16 protein-coding genes and 2 pseudogenes are annotated in these 19,344 nt (G+C 74.7%); 8 read left to right on the top strand and 10 right to left on the bottom strand.

From position 1 onward, the window contains the following. Positions 1 to 582, top strand: a pseudogene (locus C2142_RS06190) (IS5 family transposase); the annotation flags it as partial. A 19-nt stretch (positions 583 to 601) separates the two neighbouring features. Here C2142_RS06190 and C2142_RS41445 read toward each other — a convergent pair. Further along, on the bottom strand, positions 602 to 1,876 hold the full coding sequence (locus C2142_RS41445; protein WP_277347322.1) for a histidine kinase: 1,275 nt from the start codon (positions 1,874 to 1,876) through the stop codon (positions 602 to 604). Positions 1,877 to 2,662: 786 nt separating this feature from the next. Here C2142_RS41445 and C2142_RS06200 point away from each other — a divergent pair. Both C2142_RS06200 and C2142_RS06205 read left to right on the top strand, forming a co-directional pair. Beyond that, complete coding sequence (locus tag C2142_RS06200) at positions 2,663 to 2,833, top strand: hypothetical protein (RefSeq protein WP_153882758.1); 171 nt, start codon at positions 2,663 to 2,665, stop codon at positions 2,831 to 2,833. Further along, complete coding sequence (locus C2142_RS06205; protein WP_148641455.1) at positions 2,830 to 3,558, top strand: (2Fe-2S)-binding protein; 729 nt, start codon at positions 2,830 to 2,832, stop codon at positions 3,556 to 3,558. The genes C2142_RS06200 and C2142_RS06205 overlap by 4 nt, the downstream gene beginning before the upstream one ends. A gap of 152 nt (positions 3,559 to 3,710) precedes the next feature. On the opposite strand, the gene C2142_RS06210 is transcribed toward C2142_RS06205, so the two are convergent. The 3 genes from C2142_RS06210 to C2142_RS06220 all read right to left on the bottom strand — a co-directional run bounded on the left by C2142_RS06210 (position 3,711) and on the right by C2142_RS06220 (position 5,235). Then, positions 3,711 to 4,046, bottom strand: coding sequence for a hypothetical protein (locus C2142_RS06210; RefSeq protein ID WP_148641456.1), 336 nt, complete (start codon positions 4,044 to 4,046; stop codon positions 3,711 to 3,713). A 115-nt stretch (positions 4,047 to 4,161) separates the two neighbouring features. Continuing rightward, positions 4,162 to 4,959: an FCD domain-containing protein gene (locus C2142_RS06215; RefSeq protein ID WP_241002407.1), complete on the bottom strand. Its 798-nt coding sequence runs from the start codon at positions 4,957 to 4,959 to the stop codon at positions 4,162 to 4,164. 84 nt (positions 4,960 to 5,043) lie between these two features. Continuing rightward, positions 5,044 to 5,235, bottom strand: a complete 192-nt coding sequence (locus C2142_RS06220) for a hypothetical protein (RefSeq protein WP_148641457.1) — start codon at positions 5,233 to 5,235, stop codon at positions 5,044 to 5,046. 21 nt (positions 5,236 to 5,256) lie between these two features. On the opposite strand from C2142_RS06220, the gene C2142_RS41450 reads away from it, so the two are divergent. Both C2142_RS41450 and C2142_RS06225 read left to right on the top strand, forming a co-directional pair. Then, a complete protein-coding gene (locus C2142_RS41450; RefSeq protein WP_277347232.1) occupies positions 5,257 to 5,391 on the top strand; it encodes a hypothetical protein in 135 nt (44 codons plus the stop codon). Between the two features lie 17 nt (positions 5,392 to 5,408). Next, positions 5,409 to 6,941 (top strand): PucR family transcriptional regulator, encoded by a 1,533-nt coding sequence (locus C2142_RS06225; RefSeq protein WP_241003121.1) that lies wholly within the window; start codon positions 5,409 to 5,411, stop codon positions 6,939 to 6,941. 169 nt (positions 6,942 to 7,110) lie between these two features. Here the strand turns inward: C2142_RS06225 and C2142_RS06230 are convergent, their stop codons facing one another. After that, entirely contained in the window at positions 7,111 to 8,076 is a 966-nt protein-coding gene (locus tag C2142_RS06230; RefSeq protein WP_148641459.1) for a hypothetical protein, read from the bottom strand. 454 nt (positions 8,077 to 8,530) lie between these two features. Here C2142_RS06230 and C2142_RS06235 point away from each other — a divergent pair, with 454 nt between their 5' ends. From C2142_RS06235 to C2142_RS06245, 3 genes are all read left to right on the top strand, one after another. Next, the gene (locus tag C2142_RS06235) at positions 8,531 to 10,066 is read left to right on the top strand and encodes an aldehyde dehydrogenase family protein (protein ID WP_148641460.1); all 1,536 of its coding nucleotides are present in this window, start codon (positions 8,531 to 8,533) and stop codon (positions 10,064 to 10,066) included. 155 nt (positions 10,067 to 10,221) lie between these two features. Beyond that, the gene (locus C2142_RS06240; protein ID WP_346766429.1) at positions 10,222 to 11,325 is read left to right on the top strand and encodes a CoA transferase; all 1,104 of its coding nucleotides are present in this window, start codon (positions 10,222 to 10,224) and stop codon (positions 11,323 to 11,325) included. Next, positions 11,322 to 12,494, top strand: a complete 1,173-nt coding sequence (locus C2142_RS06245) for an acyl-CoA dehydrogenase family protein (protein WP_148641462.1) — start codon at positions 11,322 to 11,324, stop codon at positions 12,492 to 12,494. Before C2142_RS06240 ends, C2142_RS06245 begins: the two co-directional genes overlap by 4 nt. A gap of 107 nt (positions 12,495 to 12,601) precedes the next feature. On the opposite strand, the gene C2142_RS06250 is transcribed toward C2142_RS06245, so the two are convergent. From C2142_RS06250 to C2142_RS06270, 5 genes and pseudogenes are all read right to left on the bottom strand, one after another. Next, a complete protein-coding gene (locus tag C2142_RS06250; protein ID WP_148641463.1) occupies positions 12,602 to 13,663 on the bottom strand; it encodes a hypothetical protein in 1,062 nt (353 codons plus the stop codon). 296 nt (positions 13,664 to 13,959) lie between these two features. Then, entirely contained in the window at positions 13,960 to 15,588 is a 1,629-nt protein-coding gene (locus C2142_RS06255; protein WP_148641464.1) for an alpha-amylase family glycosyl hydrolase, read from the bottom strand. Between the two features lie 108 nt (positions 15,589 to 15,696). Then, a complete protein-coding gene (locus C2142_RS06260; RefSeq protein ID WP_148641465.1) occupies positions 15,697 to 16,344 on the bottom strand; it encodes a bifunctional 4-hydroxy-2-oxoglutarate aldolase/2-dehydro-3-deoxy-phosphogluconate aldolase in 648 nt (215 codons plus the stop codon). Further along, positions 16,341 to 17,964 (bottom strand): annotated as a pseudogene (locus tag C2142_RS06265) (D-aminoacylase). Before C2142_RS06265 ends, C2142_RS06260 begins: the two are co-directional and overlap by 4 nt. Beyond that, the gene (locus C2142_RS06270) at positions 17,964 to 19,301 is read right to left on the bottom strand and encodes an alanine racemase (RefSeq protein ID WP_241002408.1); all 1,338 of its coding nucleotides are present in this window, start codon (positions 19,299 to 19,301) and stop codon (positions 17,964 to 17,966) included. Before C2142_RS06270 ends, C2142_RS06265 begins: the two are co-directional and overlap by 1 nt. Positions 19,302 to 19,344: the final 43 nt, after the last annotated feature.

Genomic DNA, 19,344 nt, shown 5'->3' on the forward strand with positions numbered 1-19,344 from the left:
GACGGGCAGGACGTCTCTGACGACCAGGAACGGGAAGAGCGGCGACGAATCCGGCGCCGGCGCAAGCTCCGGCTGAAAGCCGCCCTGCTCGGACGCTCCAGAGGCGGACAGACCAGCAAGATCCATTGTGCCGGCGACCGGAAGTGCCGCCCGCTGGCGTTCATCCTGACCGAGGGACAAGCCGCCGACAGCCCGCAGTTCATCCCCGTGCTGAAGAAGGTCCGGGTTCGGGTGCCGGTCGGGCGTCCCCGCACCCGGCCCGACGCTGTCGCCGGCGACAAGGCCTACTCGTCCCGTGGCAACCGCGCACACCTGCGGAATCGGCGAATCAAGGCGGTCATCCCGGAGAAGAAGGACCAGGCTGCCAACCGGAAGAAGAAGGGCAGCAAGGGCGGTCGGCCCGTCGGCCACGACGCCGAGCTCTACAAGCAACGGAACACCGTCGAGCGCCTGATAAACAAGCTGAAGGCCTGGCGCGGCATCGCCACCCGGTTCGACAAGACCCCCGAGAGCTACCTCGCCGGCCTCAACCTTCGAGCCTCGATGATCTGGATCGACGATCTCCTGCCAACCATTGACTGATCACGACATCACACAGGCCCTAGCGCACCGGCAGCACGCAGGTGATCCGCCAGCCCGACCGCTGGTGCGGGCCCGCGCCGAGCGTCCCGCCGTGGGCGGCCACCCGCTCCGCCATCCCCGCCAGCCCGGTGCCGCCGCTGCCCGGCAGCCGCCGCCACAGGCCCCTCGGGCCTGGCGCGCGCCCCTGCCCGCCGTCGTCCGTCACCGACACCTCCACCACCCGGACCACCGAACCACCGGCATCACCCCGACCAGCCGAACCAGCCCGACCAGCCGAACCGCCCGGACCACCCGAACCAGCCCGACCTGCCGGACCGTCCACGACCGCCACCCGCACGACCACCTCCCCCGCACCGGGCGCGTGCCGCCGCACATTGGTCAGCCCCTCCAGGACGACGGCGTACGCGGTCGCCTCGGCGTCGCGCGACAACAACCCGGCGCTCTCCGGCACCAGCTCGACGGTGGCCCGGGTCGAACCGGTCCCCGAGAAGCGCCCGACCAGCTCCGCCAGGTCGGCCAGCCCGTGGACCCGGGTGGCCCCGGCGGCGCGGCCTTCCCCCGCCTCGTCGGCCTGCGGGTCGCGCAGCGCGCCCACCATCGCGTCCATCGAGTCCAGCGCCCGCAGGCCTGCCTCCTCCAGCCGACGCAACAGGTCACCCGTCTCCGCCGCGTTCAGGCCGGGCAGTTGGCCGGCCTGCGCCTCCAGAACGATGCCGGTGATCTCGTGGGCGACGAAGTCGTGGAGCCCGCGGGCCACTTCGAGCCGCTGCTCGCGGCGGGCCCCGGCGACCGCGCGCTCCCGGCGGGCGTCCAGGGCCCGCAGGTAGAGGCCGGCTCCGGCCACGCCGACCGCCGGGAGCAGCGAGAGCAGCGTGACGATCAGCGAACCGGTCCAGCCGCCCTCGGGCACCCGGAGGGCGAAGCGCAGCGGCACCAGCAGCACGGCCAGGCCGACCAGCGCCCCCACCGGCCCCGCCCACCGGCCGGGCACCCGCCGCACCGCCCGACCCAGCAGCACCAGCAGGGCGAGCCACTCGAAGGGCAGCCAGAACGCGGCGAGCCGGTACGGGCCGGAGTAGCCGGCGTCCAGTGCCAGCGAGGCGATCGCGGCCAGACCCGCCGCCCCCGCCAACGTCACCCGGCGGGACGGCCACGGCAGGACCGCCACCACCGCCGCGAGCGCCGCCGTGGCGGCGAGGAGCAACGCGGCCGCCCGCTGACCCGGGTGCGCCAACACCACCGGCGCCAGCACACCGAGCACCGCGACGACGCTCAGCGGCCGGCGGAGCCGCACCGCCAAGCCGCCCGTCGCTCGGGCCGGGAGAATCGGGAGAACCGGGAGCGCCGATAGAACCGGGCCAGGAGGAGGATGCGCGGCAGAGGTGAACCGGCCGTCCGACGCCGGGGTTTCGGTACGCATGCGCCCGAGCCTACGGGGGTCGCGCGATGCGTCTCGGGCCCGGCATTCCCCGGGGACGGCCCGGTCCCGCCACAGGAGGAGTCGTGACAGACCGCCAGAGCACAGACCGGCCCTCGTCGCCCGTTCATCGGTGCCACCGCGCCACCGTGCCGCCGTGCCGCCGTGCGGTCAACAGGTGGCTTGCTGCCTGTGAAGCTTCCTCTCCGAGGCCGTGGACCAGGGGTGCCGCTGGCGGGGCCGACGACCCCGCCCGGCTGCAGGCTCCCGTAGGACTGGAGTGCCTTGAGCGCCCGCAGGGTGTCGGGCCGAACCGGCCGACCGGGTAGGTGCAGTTGCTGTCGTTGCCCATCCCATCGATCCCGAACCGGACGCGGCGTGCCGCGCTGCCCGTCGCCCCGTAGCGGGTGTACGGGACACCGACCAGCGCGGACGCGGGGCCGGCGGTGGCGAGCCGGATCGCCGCCCTGACCGCGCCAACAGCCGTGGCCGGACTGGCTCCGCGGCCCGTGCCGAGCTTCCGGAGGTATCTCCCGGGAGCCGTCGACGTACCGATCACGGACTGCCAGGGCGCGGTACCGTTCCCGGGGAGCGCCGACGGCAACTCCACCGTACGGACCGACTGCCCGACCGCCCGCCGACCCGATCCAGAGGAACGCCCGCATGACCGAGGTCCGCCCGCCCGCCGGCCGTCCCGCCCGCCACGTGCCACCGGTCGAGAGCGCCCCGCCCGTCCCCGGCGACAGCCGACGGCGGGCCTGCGCGGTGCCCATCCCCACTGCGGCGCCCACCCCCACCGCGGTACCCACCGCCTCCGCGTCGGCCGCCCGATGACCGCCGGCGCGCCCGACTACCGCCGACTCGCCGCCGTCGGACCGTACTTCGTGCTGGACGCCGCCACCGCGTCCTCCGACACGCCGCCTGCCGGCTACCGACCGCTGCGCGAGCTCTACGCGGTGGGACCGGACGCGCCGCTCGCCGCACGGGTCCGGGAGGTCGCGCGACGGCTCGGGACCGCCGAACCGCGTGTGGCGGCCTCGATCCTGCACCTCGGGCTGGCCGCCCGGTTCTGCTCGGTGAGCCTCGGCGCGGCCGTCCTGCTGGGCACGGTCCCCGCGTTGGAGCCCGACCGGGCGTACGTCCGGGTGCCGGACCAGGGGCCGATCGACCTCTGGACCCCGTACGCGCCCGACCCGGGGAGCGCTCGGGTCGCGGATGACGAGGCCCTCGCCGATCACCTCCACCGGACTCTCGTCCAGGGCCAGTTGGCGCCGCTCGGCGCCGCCGTCCGGGCCGCCGTGCCGCTGTCGGAGCGGCTGCTCCAGGGCAACGCCGCGTCCGCACTTGCCGGGGCGCTGCGCATGCTCGGGCCCCGCGCGACTCCCGGCCGGGCTCGGGCGCTGGTCGCACGACTGCTCGACCGGGCGCCGTTGGCCGGCACCGGGACCTTGGACGGCAACGCCTTCCGGCGGAACAGCTGCTGCCTCTACTACCGCGTCGGCCCGGGCGCGGGCGTCTGCGGCGACTGCTGCTTCACCCGTCCACCCCGCCGTACCTGAGCGCCCCGCCACCGCCTGCCCGACGGGGGACCGTCGTCGGGCCGTCCGCAAACCACTCCCCCGCCATGACAGCCACCCCAGCCCCGCACCCCAATCAACCAACCCCAATCAACCAACCCCCTCGCCGGAGGAAATACATCCGGTGATGAAGGTCAACCAGCCGCCCGGACGACCGCTCGGACGACCGCCCTCGCCGGCACCTGCGCCCGCTCCGCCGATCCACCCTCCGCGACCAAGGCGCGGGCGAGCCTGCCGACCGGCCACGACACGGTGTCGGCGGCGAGCACCCGGCCCTCGCCGTTGACAACGGCTGCGTCGCCGACGAGGGCGCGCAGCGGTGGGACGAACAACCGTTCCAGCCCGGCGAGCGGCACATCGGCGGCCACCACGGCCCGCGAGCCGGTCTGTCCGAGGCCCGCTGCCAGGGGGCCGGCGAAGCAGAGCACGTACCGGTTGGGGCAGTGGAGGTCCACGTGCGGGCCGGCCACCCCACACCCGCCGGCCCCGACGTGCCCGGCCCCGACGTGCCCGGCCCCGGGCCCTCCCCCCGCCGCGAAGGCGCCCGGCCCGTGGATCGGGCTGGTGCCGGTCAGCTGATACCGGTCATGAGCGCTCCGAGAGGAAGGTCGGGGACGCCGGCCGGGAGGACCCCGCGGCGTCCGTCAGCTCCAGGTGCCCCCGCACCAGGTGGTGCACGCACGCGACGGTGTGCGCCTCCGCCGCCGCCCGGGCGCCGGGCCCGTCCCCGGCGACCACCGCGACCAGGATCTCCCGGTGCTGTTCGGCGAACCGCTCCTGGTCGGGCGCGTAGGGCGCCGGAAGCCAGAGCAGCGGCCCGAGTTCGGCCTGCAGCCGGACGGCGAGCTGGGTGAGGCGCACCGACTGGGCGGCTACGGCGAGTTCGATGTGGAAGCGGGCGTCGGCACGGCGCAGCTCGGCGGGGGTGCGGGCGTCCCGCAGCGCGGCGACCAGCCGGGTGAGCCGGTCGGCGAGGTCGGCGGGTGCGCGTTCGGCGGCGAGCCGGGCGGTGGTGCCGGCGACGGCCAGCTCCTCGTCCCCCAGGTCGCGCAGCTCGACGGTGCCGAGTTCGCGCAGGCGGGCGAGCTGGAGGCGGCCCGATCCCTCCGCCGGGGTGCGGACGAAGCTGCCGCCGTTGCGGCCGCGCCGGGTCTCGATCAGTCCGGCGTCGCGGAGCAGGGCGAGCGCCTCGCGGAGGGTGCCGTTGGCGACGCCGAGCTGGTCGGCGAGATCGTTCTCGCTGGGCAGCTGGTAACCGTCGGCCACCAGGCCGAGGGCGATGGCCTCGGTGATCCGGCGGGCGACGGCGTCGGCCCGGCCGAGGTCGGTGAGCGGGGCGAGGACGGCGCTGAGCAGCGGGGTCGTACTCCCGATGGTGGTCATGGCGGGCCCTCCCCGATCACCGTCCTGCTGAGTGTTTCCGGCAGGGTACAACGCAAACGGTCGTACACCCTTGCCGCTGGAAACTCAATCTCGTATGTTTTCCCGCACCCTCACCCCGAGCGTCACGTCACGATCCCAGGAGACGGTCATGACCGATGCGAGCGCACGTGCCGCCTCCCCCACACCCCGCCACCCCTCCCGACCGGTGCGGACGCCGACGCCGAGGACGACGCCCACGCCCACGCCGACGCCGAACGCCTCGCCGCCCTCGGCCACACCTCCGAGTTCAAGCGCGACATGAGCCTCTGGGCCCACGCCTCCCTCGGGTTCACGTATCTCTCCCCAGCCGTCGGCGCCTGCACACTCTTCGCGACCTCCCTCGCCACCGCTACCACCACCGCTACCACCACCACCGCCACCAAAGCGATCTGAAGGAGACCACGTTGAGCGTGCCGGTCCGATGGCTCGTGCAGCGGCGCGACCTCGGTCTGCGGGTACTGGCCGGCCAGGGCGACCTGGACCGGCCGGTCACCTGGGCCCACAGCATCGAACTCGCCGATCCGACGCCCTGGTTGAGCGGCGGCGAACTCGTCCTCACCACCGGCCTGCGGCTCCCGCCCGAGGACGCGGACGGCGCCGCCGCGTACGTCCGCCGACTGGCGGCGGCCGGCGTCGCCGCACTCGGCCTCGGCGTCGGCCTCTCCCACCCCCGAGTGCCGCCCGCCCTGGTGGAGGCCGCCCGCGCCACCGGCCTGGTCCTGCTCGAAGTCCCGCTCCCCACACCGTTCGTGGCCATCACCAAGGCGCTGATGGAACGGCTCGCCGAGCTCCAGTACGAAGGCGTGGTCCGGGCCTCGCGCAGCCAGCCCCGGATGACCCGGGCAGCGCTGCGCGGCGGAGCCCGGGCCGTGGTCCGCGAACTGGCCTCCGCGGCGGACGCCGGTGTGCTGCTGCTCACCGACGACGGCCAGCTCCTCGCCGCCCACCCGGCCGAGGCCGCCGACCTGGCCCCGGGCCTGCTCGCCGACACCGACGAACAGGAACCGGCCGGCGTGCTGCGCACCCGGGCGGCGAGCGCGGTCAGCGCCTCACCCCACAGAACGGTGACCGTCCAGCAGGTCCGGCTCGGCCTGCGGCCGCACGGCCGACTGGTGCTGGTCACCGACCACTCCCCCTCCCCCGTCGACCACCTGCTGCTCGGCCACGCCGCCTCCCTGCTCGCCCTGGAGGCGGAGAAGCCGCTGCGCCTGCGCGACGAACAGCACCGCGTCCACGGCCTGGTCCTCGGCCTGCTGCTGGACGGCGCGCTCACCCCCGCCGCGGCCCGCGAGCACCTCACCGAGGCCGGGTTCCCGTCCCAGGCCGGCGTCCGGGTGCTCGCGCTGCGCGGCAGTACGCCCCGGCGGGTGCTGGACGCCGCCGCCGAGGACCTCGCCGCCCGCGGGCTGCCGCTCTTCGGCGCGGTGCGCGAGGGCTGCGCGGTCGTCCTGCTGCCGGGCGACGACCCGGGCGCGGCACGGGCCCTGGCCGGGGGCGCCGCCGCCCGCCTGCGCCCGCGCCCCTGGGCCGGGCTCTCCGGCGTCCACGCCCCGGCCGACACGGGGGGTGCCCTGCGCGAGGCGCTCAACGCTGCGGCCCTCGGCCCGGCCCGGGGGGAGGAACTGGTCGACTACGAGTCCCTGGCCGGCCAGGTGCTGATCGCCGATCCGGACACCCGGGCCGTCCTGGCCGGCCTCGCGCAGACCCGGCTCGGCCCGCTCGCCGCCCACGACCGCACCCACGGCAGCGAGTTGCTCCTCTCCCTGCGGACCTTCCTGGAGCACCACGGCCACTGGGAGTCGGCCGCCACCGCACTCGGCATCCATCGCCACACCCTGCGCGGGCGCCTCGACAAGGCCCGCGCCCTGCTCGCCGTCGACCTGGACTCCGCACACGTGCGCGCCGAACTCCTGCTCGCCCTCACCGCCTGGCCGGGGGCGTAGGAGCGCTGCCCGCGGCCAGGGCTTACGCGGTCGGCATCCCGGCGCCCGGCCGAAGGCCGCCACGCCGGGGCCCGTGACCACCGGCCCCGGCGGCCACCGGCCCCTTTCCACGAACGGGGCCGGCCCGGGCGGAGCCGTCCGAGCCGGCGCCGCTCGCGCCCGTTGCCCCCTACCGGTCCAGCGTGGCCAGGAGCAGGTTCGGGTCGGTACGGGTGAAGAAGGCCGCGCTCGGGACGTAGACGGTGTCGCCGCGGACGGCCACCGCGGTGGGGTTGGAGAGGCCGTCCTGCTGGGTCAGCACCGTGTGGCGGGTGCCGTCCTCCGCGATGAGGACGGCCTCGCTGGCGGGGTTGAGGGTGGCGATCAGGTTGTCACCGCGGCCGACGAAGGCGAAGTCGTCGAGGCCGCCGAGCCCGGTGGCACGGGTCTCGGCCGGGCCGGCGGAGCCGCTGTCCCGGATCGGGATGCGCAGCAGGCTGCCGGTGTCGGTGTTGCCGACCCAGACGGCGTGGTGGTGCACCTTGAGACCGTTGGCGCCGAACCCGCCGGTCGGCTTGAGCAGGGCGTCGTCGGACCAGACCACCGGGTCCCCGCCCTCCACGGGGACGATCCGGACCACGCCGAGGGCCGAGTCGGCCGAGTAGAGCCGGCCTTCGCGCTCGTCGAGGGCGAGGCCGTTGGGGAGGCTGTCGGCGGGGAGGGCGGAGATACGCTCGGGGGTGCCGCCGGGGCAGAGCCGCCAGATGCCGGTGAGGTCCTCGGTGCCGGTGGCGTAGGCGAAGTAGAGGGTGCCGTCATGGGCGCGGGCGATGCCGGAGACGACGGCCGCGCCGAGCAGTGGCGTGGCGGGATTCGCGGGGGCGGGGAGGGTGGCGAGGACGGTGAGGTTCCCGGCGGGGTCGACCCGGCCGATCTGGCGTGCGAAGGAGAAGCTGAGGTCGGCGGAGCCGTCGGGTTCGAGCGCGATGTTCTCCGGCTGGAGTCCCTGGGCCAGGTCGAAGTGGGCGACGATCCGCGGCTGGGAGAGCGGCGGTGCCACGGCCACGGCGGGAGTCACGGCGAGCAGGGCGAGGGCTGCGGAGGCCGCGACGGCCGTGCCGAGCAGGCCGGTGAGGTGGCGGGGCGGGCAGGTCATGGGGGTCTCCTCGAACTCGAAGTCGAACCGCACGTCGGACCGCGATGCGGGCCTCGAAGCCGGGCCTGAAGCCGGACCTGAAGCCGGCGCCCAGAAGCCGGGCCTCGAAGCCGGCGCCCAGAAGCAGGCGCCCCGAAGCAGGCGCCCCCGACGCGCATCTGCCAGCAGAGCACGGCCGCCACCGCCGTCATCCGCACCGGACCGCCGCGCCCCGGCAGATCCCCCGGGCGGGCCGCCCCTGTCCGGGTGACCCCTCTCCGGGCGAGCACGCGCCGCCACCACGTCCGGAGGCGCCCGACGAATCCTCCGCCCGACGAAACGTCCAGCCGACCCGCCGCTGCGCAGGACATCCCGTCCACTGCGTCACCGGCCCCTGCCGCCCAGAATGATCCGCACCCCAGCGGACAGGCCCGGCGGTGAAGCCGGGCGAGCGACAGGGAGAGCCATGGCCCTCATGGAGCAGGGAGCAGGGACGGCGCCCGCCGCCACACCGGCGAAGGGGCCGAGCCCGCCGGTGGAGCAGCTGCGCCAGTTGGCCGGCGGACGCTGGCGGGCTGGTGGCGGGCGGGAGCTGCTCTCGGTCAATCCGGCACGGCCGAAAGAGGTGGTGGCCACCGGCCGGCTCGCGCAGGCGCGGGATCTGGACGACGCGGTGGCAGCGGCCCGCGAGGCCTTCCCCGGATGGGCGGCGACGCCGCACCACGGCCAGGCCGGCGTCCTGGCGCATGCGGCCGCGCTGCTGGACCGACGGGCCGAGTGGTACGGCGAGGAGCTGGCCCGGGAGGAGGGCAAGACCCGGGCGGAGGGGGTCGGGGAGGCCCGCCGGGCGGCGGAGGTCTTCCGTTACTGCGCGGGTGAGGCGTCACGGCCGTCCGGCGAGGTGTTCGCCTCCCCGCGCCCGGGCGAGCAGATCCAGGTGCTGCACCGGCCGGTCGGCGTGGTCGCGGCGGTGACGCCGTTCAACTTCCCGATCGCCATCCCGGCGTGGAAGATCGCGCCGGCGCTGGGCTTCGGCAACACCGTGGTGTGGAAGCCGTCCGGCCTGGTGCCCCTGCTGGCCCAGCGGCTCGCCGAGACCCTGGTCGAGGCGGGACTGCCGCGCGGCGTGCTGGGACTGCTCCACGGGGACGGCGAGTTGGGGGAACGGCTGGCGGGCCACCCGGGGGTGGACGCGGTCACCTTCACCGGCCCGACGGCCGTCGGGCGGGCCCTGATCGCCTCGTGCGGCGCGCTGGCCCGACCGGTGCAGACGGAGCTGGGCGGCAAGAACGCGGCGGCCGTGCTCGCGGACGCCGATCTCGGCCTGGCCGCCGCCGAGGTGGTGGCCGGGGCGTTCCGTTCGGCGGGGCAGAAGTGCACGGCGACCTCGCGGCTGATCGTTGCGGACGCGGTGGCGGACGAGCTGATCGCCCGCGTGGCGGACCGGGCGGCGGCACTGCGGGTCGGCGATCCGCTGGAGCCGTCCACCGAAGTGGGCCCGGTCGTCTCGCTCCAGGCGCGCGACGAGCTCCAGCGCACGGTGGACGCCGCCGCGGCCCGCCCGGGTGCCGAGGTACTGACGGGCGGCCGCCCGTACGGTGGCCCGCTCGCCTCGGGTGCCTATCTCCCGCCCACGGTAGTCGAGTTGACCGGGGATGAACCGCTCTGGCACGACGACCCGCTCTGGCGCGAGGAGTTGTTCGGCCCGATCCTGGTCGTCCGCCGCGCGCGGGACGACCGGGAGGCGCTCCGGCTCGTCAACGACAGCGCGTTCGGCCTGGCCGCCGCCGTCTTCACGGACGACCTGCGCAACGTGGCCGCCGCGATGGACACGTTGGACGTGGGCGTGCTGCACATCAACTCCGAGACGGCGGGCGCCGATCCGCACGTTCCGTTCGGCGGGGCCGGACGGTCCGGCTACGGGCCGAGGGAACAGGGGAGCGCCGCCCGGGAGTTCTTCACCGCCACCCGGACGGTGTACGTGCGCGCCTCCGCCGGGGGTGCCCGGTGAATCCGCAGCACCCCACAGCACCGGAAACCCCGGCCGCGCCGGAAACCCCGGCCGCACCGACGACCCCGGCCGCACCGGCAGCCCCGGCGGCCCTCCCCCTCGCCGGCGTCCTGGTGGCCGACTTCGGCCGCGTCCTCGCCGCCCCGTACGCCACGATGCTCCTTGCCGACCTGGGTGCGGACGTGGTCAAGGTCGAGCAGCCGGGCACCGGGGACGACACCCGCGCCTGGGGCCCGCCCCACGCACAGGGCGAGGCCACCTACTTCCTCTCCGTCAACCGCAACAAACGCTCGATCGCCCTCGACCTGCGCGACCCCGCCGACCACGCCCGGGCGGTCGAACTGGTCCGCCGGGCCGATGTGTTGGTGGAGAACTTCCGGCCCGGCACGATGGCGAAGCACGGCCTCGGACACCAGGAGGCCCGTGCCCTCAACCCCCGGCTGGTCTACTGCTCGGTGACCGGCTTCGGGCCCGGCGCGGGTGCCGCACTGCCGGGGTACGACCTGCTGGTGCAGGCCGTCGGCGGGCTGATGAGCGTGACCGGCCCGGCGCCGGGAGAGCCGGTGAAGACCGGGGTGGCCCTGGTGGACGTCCTGACCGGACTGCACGCCGCCGTCGGGGTGCTGGCCGCGCTGCGCGAGCGGGACGCCACCGGCGAAGGCCAGCTGGTGGAGGTCAACCTGCTCTCCACGCTGCTCTCCAGCCTGGTCAACCAGTCCGCCGGGTACACCCTGGCCGGCGTGGTGCCGGGCATCCTCGGCAACCGCCATCCGTCGATCGCGCCGTACGAGGTGTTCACCGCCGCGGACCGGCCGTTGGTGATCGCCGTCGGCAACGACCGCCAGTTCGCCTCGCTCTGCCGGGGGTTGGAGGCACCGGAGCTCGCCACCGACGCCCGGTTCGCCACCAACCCCGACCGTGTCGCGCACATCGACGCGCTGGCCGCCGAACTCACCGACCGTCTCCGGCACCGGACCGCCGCCGAGTGGTTCGCCCTCCTCACGCCGCTCGGCGTGCCGTGCGGACCGGTCAACGACCTGGCCGGAGCCTTCCAACTCGCCGACACCCTGGGCCTGGAGCCGCGTGCCTCCCTGCCCGGCCCGGACGGCGAACCGCTCGACCTGGTCGCCAACCCGATCGGCCTCTCCCGCACGCCCCCGCGCTACGAGCGCCGCCCGCCCGGACTCGGCGAGCACACCGCCGAGCTCAGCGCCTGGCTGGACGACCGGCTCCCCCACCGAAACGAGGAATCCCGATGACCAAGCCCCTTGTCGACCCGCTCGACCTGATCGACTTCTCCTCCCTCCTCACCGACGAGGAGCGCGAGATCCAGGCCACCGTCGCCCGGTTCCTCGCCGACCGGGTCCGCCCCCACCTCGGCGAGTGGTTCGAGAACGCCCACTTCGCCCGCGAACTCGCCCCCGAACTGGGCGCCTTGGGCCTGCTCGGGATGCACCTGGACGGCTACGGCTGCGCCGGCACCAACGCCGTCTCGTACGGGCTGGCCTGCCTGGAACTGGAGGCCGCCGACTCCGGCTTCCGCAGCTTCGTCTCGGTGCAGGGCTCGCTGTCGATGTACTCCATCCGGAAGTGGGGCTCGGAGGAGCAGAAGCAGCAGTGGCTGCCGCAACTGGCGGCCGGCACCGCGATCGGCTGCTTCGGCCTCACCGAACCGGACTTCGGCAGCAACCCGGCCGGGATGCGCACCCGCGCGGTGCGCGACGGCGGCGACTGGGTGCTCAACGGCTCCAAGATGTGGATCACCAACGGCGGCATCGCCGACGTCGCCACCGTCTGGGCCGCCACCGAGGACGGCGTGCGCGGCTTCCTCGTCCCGCGCGGCACCCCCGGTTTCACCACGCACGACATCAAGCAGAAGATGTCCCTGCGCGCCTCCGTCACGTCCGAACTCCATCTGGACGACGTCCGGTTGCCGGCCGACGCCCGGCTGCCGGAGGCCGAGGGGCTGCGCGGTCCGCTCTCCTGCCTGAACGAGGCCCGGTTCGGCATCCTGTTCGGCTCGGTCGGCGCCGCCCGGGACTCGCTCCAGGCCGCCCTCGGGTACGCCGACTCACGGATCCAGTTCGACCGGCCGATCAGCGGGTTCCAGCTCACCCAGAAGAAGTTGGCCAACATGGCGGTCGCGCTGGGGAACTCCGCTCTGCTCGCCGTCCACCTCGGCCGGCTGAAGGACGGGGGCCGGATCCGGCCCGAGCAGATCAGCGTCGGCAAGCTCAACAACGTGCGCGAGGCACTGTCCATCGCCCGCGAGTGCCGGACGATCCTCGGCGCCAACGGGATCTCGCTGGAGTACTCGCCGCTCCGGCACGCCAACAACCTGGAGTCGGTGCTCACCTACGAGGGCACCAGCGAGATTCACACCCTGGTCATCGGCCAGGCGCTCACCGGGCAGGCCGCGTACAAGTAGCCACGCTGCGGGCCGCGCCCGGCCTGTCCGGGGCCGGGCGCGGCCCGTCGGTCCCCACCCGGCGCCGATGCCCTTGGCGCCGGGTGAAGTTCTCGCCGGGAGGGCGGTCAGACCGCGACCGCCTCCTCCATCTCCTCCTCCTCCGCCTCGGCCTCGGCCTCCCGCCGCAGCGCCGTCCGCCCGCGGTTCTCATGGAGGGCCGCGGCGGCCATCACCGCGCCGCCGAGCAGCAGCCAGAGCACCAACGTCAGCACGTGCCCGCCGAGGCCGGCACCGCCGTCGAAGTAGAGGACGCTGCGCGCGCCCTCCATGAATCCGGCGCCGGTCCAGAAGGAGTGCAGGCCGCCGAAGAACCCGTTCTGCAGGTCGGGCCGGTAGATGCCGCCGGAGGTGGTGAAGTTCAGCATCACGAACAGCACCATCATCGCCAGCGTGGTCCACCGCTTGAGGAAGGTGTGCAGGCCGATGCCGACCGCGATGACGCCCGCCGAGTAGAGCCAGCCGAGGGCCCAGACGGCGGCCTGGTCGTGGTCGACGACGTGGAAGACCGGCCCGGCGGTGACGATCCCGATCACGCTCACCACGAGCGAGACCGCCACACCGACCAGCGCCCGGATCCGCATGCCCAGCGCCGCACCGGCCGCGCCGATCACCGCGACGCTCGCGTAGGAGCCGATGCTGAGGGCGACCAGCAGGAAGAACAGGCCCTGCCCGGTCGGGTCGCCCTTGCTCGGGGTGGTGAGGTCGGTGACGTGCAGCGGCACGCCCTGCTTGTCGGTGACGTTCTGGAACACCGCCTCCGCCGCCATCGCGGAGGTGTCGGAGCCGCCCTTGGCCACGATCAGCTCGGGGCTCCTGGCGTCCGGCAGGAACGCGCCGACCAGTTCGCGGTCGCGCAGCTGCTGCTCGGCGGCGTCCCGACTGGGCAGCGTGCTGACGTCGAGCGCCGGGCCCGCCTTGGCCCGGACGGCGTCCGCGAGGCCCTGCGCCTGCGGGATGGTGCCGACGACGGCGACCTTCAGGTGGTTGGGCTCGGGCTGGTGGAAGGCGCCCTGGTAGGCGAGGGCCATCCCGAGGCACATCAGCAGCGGGGTGATCAGGTGGATGGCGAGGTGCTTGAGCGAGTGCCCCAGGGCGGGCGCTGCGGCGGTGGTCCGGGGTGTGCTCATGGCGTTGGTTCCGTCCTCCGGTACTGGATCTCCACAAGGGTGGTAAATGCAACTATCTAGATGCAGTGTACAACCAGTTCGGACGTGGAGAGAACCACGGGGAACCACGGGGAACCACGGGGAACCACGGGAGGCCGCACCCGCCGCACCCGCCGCATCGCCGTCGGCCCAGGGCGGCACCGGGACGCCGTCAGCCCGGGACAGGAGCCCGCCGGGACATCGTCAGCCCACGACGGGCCCCAGGACGCCGTCACCCGAGGACGGCCTCACCCCAGGGCGGGACCCCCAGGACGGCGTCACCCCAGCTCGAACACCCCGTACGAGAAGCCCTCCGCCCGCAGCTCCCCGTCCACCACCCGCACCCCGTGCACCTCCAGCGGCCGCGCGACGACCGGCCCGGGCCCGGCCCCCGCCGCACCCGGCCCGAGCAGCGCCGCGGCCGGCCCGAGCGGTACCGTGCCCGGCTCCCGCCGCGGGTTGACGGCGACCAGGTACCGGCCCGCCCGGGTGTACACCAGCGGATACCCGGCGTGCCGGACGTCCACCGCCCCCTCGGCCCCCAGCCCCGGGTGGGCCCGGCGCAGCGCGATGAGCCGGCGGACGGTGTGCAGCAGTGAGGTCGGGTCGGCCCGCTGGGTGGCGACGTCGGGGCGGTGCGGGTCGGGGTCGACGGGCAGGTACAGCCGCTGGGCCGGGGCGCTGGAGAAACCGGCGTTCGGCCCGGGCGCCCACTGCATCGGGGTGCGCGAGCCGGCCCGGTTGTACTGCGGGCCGAGCACGCTGCCCTCGACGTCGGGCAGGCCCGGCACGTACCGCATGCCGATCTCGTCGCCGTAGTAGACGGCCGGCAGGGTGGGCCAGGTGAGCAGGAGGGCGAATGCGGGGGCGAGCTGCTCGGCGGTGCGCGGGCCGGTGGCCAGCCGGGAGAAGTCGTGGTTGGCGGTGGGGAGGGCGATGTACCCGGCGCCCTCGGTGAGTTCGGCGGCGGAGCGCCAGGCGTCCAGGAAGACCTGCGGGGTGCCGCGGCCCTCGGCCTCGAAGTAGCAGGGACCCTGCTTCCAGTACTCCTCCACCGTGCCGGCGTTGTTGTTCCAGAGCGAGCGCAGCGGCAGGCCGTGGTCGGCGCCGCCGAACTGGAGGAAGAAGTCGGCGTGGAAGCCGGCCGCGACGGCGGTCGCCGGGTCGCCCCACTCGGCGAACAGGGCGGCCTGCGGGTGGGCGCGGTCGAGCCAGTCGCGCAGCCCGGTCCAGAGCTTGGCCGTCTCGGTGAACCCCGGGTCGTCCTTGACCAGCGAGGAGGCCATGTCGACGCGGAAGCCGGCCACGCCGAGGCCGAGCCAGTGCGCCATGATCTCGCGCAGTGCGGCGCGGTTGGCGCGCGGGCCTTCGGCGTCGACCGGCTGGCGCCAGGGCTGGTCGGAACGCGTGCGCGCGTAGCCGAAGTTGAGCGCCGGCTGGCAGTCGAAGAAGTTCGGCCGGTACCAGCCGGGCCGGCTTCCGGGCGAGGCGACGAAGCCGTCGGCCGGGTGGTCGGACCAGATGTAGCGGTGGTCGGACGGGTCCTCGGCGGCGGCCACGAACCACGGGTGGCGGTCGGAGGTGTGGCCGGCGACCAGGTCGAGGAGGATCCGGATGCCCCGGTGGCCCGCCGCCTCGACGAGCGCCGCGAAACCCTCGGTGGCGCCGTAGCGCGGGGCGGGTGCGAGGTAGTCGCTGATGTCGTAGCCGGCGTCGCGGAACGGCGAGGCGAAACAGGGGTTGAGCCAGACCGTGTCGACGCCGAGCCAGGCGAGGTGGTCGAGGTGCTCGGCGATGCCCGCGAAGTCCCCGACGCCGTCGCCGTCGGAGTCGGCGAACGTCTGCGGGTAGATCTGGTAGAGGACTGCGTCGGCGAGCCAGTCGGGGCCGGGGCGGGTCGAGGTCATGGGATGGATCCTCCTGCCGGGGGCCGGGGGCCGGGCCCCCGATTCTCGTCCAATCCCGGCCGTCCCGACAGCCCACGTACCCGCTCGGGCCCGACCCGCCGGCCACCGTCACCCCCGCGCCCCGCACGCCTCGGTGAACGCCTTCGCCCGGCGGGTGATCTCGGCCCAGTCGCCGGCCGCCACGACGTCCGGCGCCACCACGTCCGTCCCGGCGCACACCGCGGCCGCGCCCTGCGCCAGGAACTCCCCGGCGTTGCCCGCGTTGACGCCACCGGAGGCGACCAGCGGGACGTCGGGGTACGGGCCGCGGAGGTCCTTGAAGTAGCCGGGGCCGAACGCCCGGGCCGGGAAGATCTTGACGGCGGCGGCGCCGAGTTCGGTGGCCTGGAGCACCTCGGTCGGCGTGAGCGCGCCGAGCACCACGGGCATCCTGGCGGCGTGCGCGCGCTCCGCCACCTCGGGCCGGAGCCCGGGGGTGACCAGGAAGGAGGCGCCGACGGCGAGCGCCCGCTCGGCCTGCTCCGCGGTCAGCACGGTACCGACCCCGACCCGCCAGCCTTCCCGCGCGGCACGCTGCAGATGGTCCGTCACATCCGGCGTGGTGTAGGTGAATTCGGTCAGGTTGATGCCACCCTCGGCGAGCGCGGCACAGAGCGCGACCGCATCCGGTATGCGGGGGGCGCGGACCACCGCGATGACGGGCGAGGCGGCCAGCACGGCGCGCATGCGGGCAAGGACGGAAGGCGTGGGGTTCATGCGGCTCGGGTCCCTCGATCGGTTCGGCGCAGGGCGCGCCCGGGCCGGGCGCCCGTGGTTCGGCCCTGCCGGACAACGGCAGTGCCGTTGACGTAGACGTGTTCGATGCCTGCGGCGGGCTGCCGGGGTTGTTCGAAGGTGGCCGTGTCGCGGACCGTCCCGGGGTTGAAGAGCACCAGGTCGGCGTGGTGGCCGGGAGCGATCAGGCCACGCCGGTCGAGCCTGAGCCGGGCGGCGGGGCGGCCGGTCATCCGGGCGACCGCCTCCTCCAGCGTGAGCACACCCAACTCTCGGCTGTAGCGCGCCAGATACCGGGGGAAGGTGCCCCAGGCGCGGGGGTGCGGCCGGGCGCCGACCAGCAGGCCGTCGCTGCCCACGGTGTGCGCGCGGTGGCGCATGATCGCCCGGACGTTCTCCTCGTGGCCGACGTGCTGGAGGATGGTGGTGGCCAGTTCGTCCCGGCGCAGCAGGTCGAGGAAGACCTCCGTCCCGCTCCGCCCCTGTTCGGCGGCGAGTTCGGCGACGGTCCGCCCGACGGCCCCCGCCAGCGCGGGATCCCGGACGCCGGAGAGCTGGATGGTCGCCCAGTCGGTGACGACCCCGTGACAGCCGTCACTGCCCTTCTCCTCCACCTCGTACCGGATCCGCTCGCGCGCGTCCGGCTCACCGAGCCGGGCCAGGGTCGCCTGCGGGCCGCCCTCGGTGGCCCAGCCGGGCAGCAGGGCGGCCAGGGTGGTGGACCCGGGCAGGTACGGGTAGCTGTCCAGGGTGAGGTCGACGCCGTCGGCGAGTGCCCGGTCGACCAGGTCGAGCAGTTCGCCGGCCCGCCCCTGGTTGACGCCGAAGTTCATGGTGGCGTGGGTCAGGTGGACCGGGCAGCCGGACTGCCGGGCGATCTCCACCATTTCGGCGTAGCCCTCCAACGCCCCCGCCCCGTAGGAGCGTTGGTGCGGCGCGTGGAAGCCCCCGTACTGCGCGACCACCCGGCAGAGCTCGACCAGTTCGGCGGTTCCGGCGTACATCCCCGGCGTGTAGGTGAGGCCGCTCGACATCCCGACCGCGCCCTGCCGCAGCCCCTCCCCCAACAGTGTGCGCATCCGGTCGAGTCGGTCGCGGCGCCCGGTTCTCCCAGCCCACGGCGAGCATCCGCAGCGAGCCGTGCGGGACCAGGTAGCAGGCGTTGACCCCGGTGCCCGTCCGGTCGAGACGGTCCAGGTACTCCCCGACCGTACGCCAGTCCCAGTCGAAGCCCTCCGGGTCCCCGTTCCAGCCGGCGATCTGGCGGCGCAGCGCGGGCAGCGTGGTGTCGTCGACCGGCGCGTACGACAGACCGTCCTGGCCGAGGACCTCGCAGGTGACGCCCTGGGTGACCTTGGCCGGGTGCTCGGGTTCGAGCAGCAGGGCGAGGTCGGAGTGGGCGTGCATGTCGATGAACCCGGGGGCCAGCACCAACCCGTCGGCGTCCACCTCCCGTACGGCGCCGAGGCCTCGGCCGATCCCGGTGATCAGCCCGCGGTCGACCCGGACGTCGGCCCGGTACCGGTCGGCGCCGGTGCCGTCGACGACGGTGGCGCCCTTGAACACGAGCGGGCCGGCATCCGCCGCAAGGCCGGCATCCATCAGAAGAACGTCCTGACCAGGCCGGTGACCTTCGGCTCGGCCGCGGAGGCGTCGTCCAGCACCGGGATCAGCATCCACTTGTCGAAGGCGGTGCAGGGGTGCGAGATGCCGAGCCGCAGCACGGCGCCGACCGGGGCGAGGTCGCCTGCGTCGCGGAGGAAGGCGTGCTGGTCGTTGAGGGCGGTGATCCGGGCCGCCGTGCCGGTCAGATCGGCGCCGCCCCGGATCAGTTGCGGCTCGGGCATGCCCTCGTCGAACGGCAGGTCGCGCTTTCCGGCGTCCAGCAGGGCGAGTTGCGGCTCCGGCCGGGAGACCACCTGGGCCCAGCCGTGCAGCGCGCCGCGGAACGGCGCGTCGCCGGCGCCGCGCACGAGCGGCGAGATCCTGCGGTAGAAGCCGTCGTCGTGGGCGATGTACGCGCCCGAGCGGAGTACCACGAAGGCGTCTGGGAGGGCGTTCAGCTCCTCCGTCACCAGGTCGAAGTAGGCGCTGCCACCGGCGGTGACCAGCGGTGGGGCGGCGTCGGAGTAGGCGGTGGCGAGCCGTCGGTGCAGCTCGGCGAGGTCCCGCAGGTAGCCGCGGACGGTGGCCAGCCCGTCCGCGCCGGCGTCGTGGGCCAGCGCGCCCTCGTACCCGCCGATGCCGGCCAGCCGCAGGGTGGGCGCGCGCAGCACCGCGGCGGCGACCTCGACCGCCGCGTCGACGCCCCGGGCACCGGTGCGCCCGCCGGGGCCACCGAGTTCGACCAGCACCTCGACCGGACGTTCGGCGCCGGCCACCCGCAGCGCCTCGTCCATCAGCCGGACGCTCTCGGCGGAGTCGACCCAGGAGACGAAGGCGAACGCGGGGTCGGCGGTCAGTTCGGCCGCGAGCCAGCCGAGCCCGGCCGGGTCGAGCAGGGTGTTGGCAAGCAGGATCCGCTGGACGCCGAACGCCCGCGCGACGCGGACCTGCGGCAGGTTGGCCAGCGTGATGCCGTGGCTGCCGGCGTCGAGCTGCGCCTGCCAGAGCGCCGGGGCCATCGTCGTCTTGCCGTGCGGGGCGAGTGCGACGCCGGCCTTGGCGCACCAGTCGGCCATGGTCCGGACGTTGTGGCCGAGGGCGGCGGCGTCCAGGGTCAGCAGCGGGGTGCCGAGCCCCGCGAGGGTGGGCCCGGTGGCGAGGTAGTCGCGGGCGCTGAGGCCCCAGGCGGCGGGCGGCAGCGCCTTGAACCGCCAGTCGAGCACCTCGTCGGCGAGGGCCGCCACCTTGCCGGTGTCGATCGCCGGGCCGGTGCCGGCGCTCGCGAAGGTGCCGGCGGCTGCGCCTGCGTTGGTCTGGTCCACGGTCCGGTCCACGATCTTCCTCCATCTGCCAGGTTGCAACATGTGCAATGAGGGT

This window comes from Streptomyces sp. CB01881, assembly GCF_002953255.1.
Taxonomy (GTDB): Bacteria; Actinomycetota; Actinomycetes; order Streptomycetales; family Streptomycetaceae; genus Kitasatospora.

Excerpts from the sequence above, each read along its gene's own strand:
- C2142_RS06200 (WP_153882758.1), top strand. The coding sequence starts at position 2,663 with ATGACCGAGGTCCGCCCGCCCGCCGGCCGTCCCGCCCGCCACGTGCCA.
- C2142_RS06205 (WP_148641455.1), top strand. The coding sequence starts at position 2,830 with ATGACCGCCGGCGCGCCCGACTACCGCCGACTCGCCGCCGTCGGACCG.
- C2142_RS06215 (WP_241002407.1), bottom strand. The coding sequence starts at position 4,959 with ATGACCACCATCGGGAGTACGACCCCGCTGCTCAGCGCCGTCCTCGCC.
- C2142_RS41450 (WP_277347232.1), top strand. The coding sequence starts at position 5,257 with ATGAGCCTCTGGGCCCACGCCTCCCTCGGGTTCACGTATCTCTCCCCA.
- C2142_RS06230 (WP_148641459.1), bottom strand. The coding sequence starts at position 8,076 with ATGACCTGCCCGCCCCGCCACCTCACCGGCCTGCTCGGCACGGCCGTC.
- C2142_RS06235 (WP_148641460.1), top strand. The coding sequence starts at position 8,531 with ATGGAGCAGGGAGCAGGGACGGCGCCCGCCGCCACACCGGCGAAGGGG.
- C2142_RS06240 (WP_346766429.1), top strand. The coding sequence starts at position 10,222 with ATGCTCCTTGCCGACCTGGGTGCGGACGTGGTCAAGGTCGAGCAGCCG.
- C2142_RS06245 (WP_148641462.1), top strand. The coding sequence starts at position 11,322 with ATGACCAAGCCCCTTGTCGACCCGCTCGACCTGATCGACTTCTCCTCC.
- C2142_RS06250 (WP_148641463.1), bottom strand. The coding sequence starts at position 13,663 with ATGAGCACACCCCGGACCACCGCCGCAGCGCCCGCCCTGGGGCACTCG.
- C2142_RS06255 (WP_148641464.1), bottom strand. The coding sequence starts at position 15,588 with ATGACCTCGACCCGCCCCGGCCCCGACTGGCTCGCCGACGCAGTCCTC.
- C2142_RS06260 (WP_148641465.1), bottom strand. The coding sequence starts at position 16,344 with ATGAACCCCACGCCTTCCGTCCTTGCCCGCATGCGCGCCGTGCTGGCC.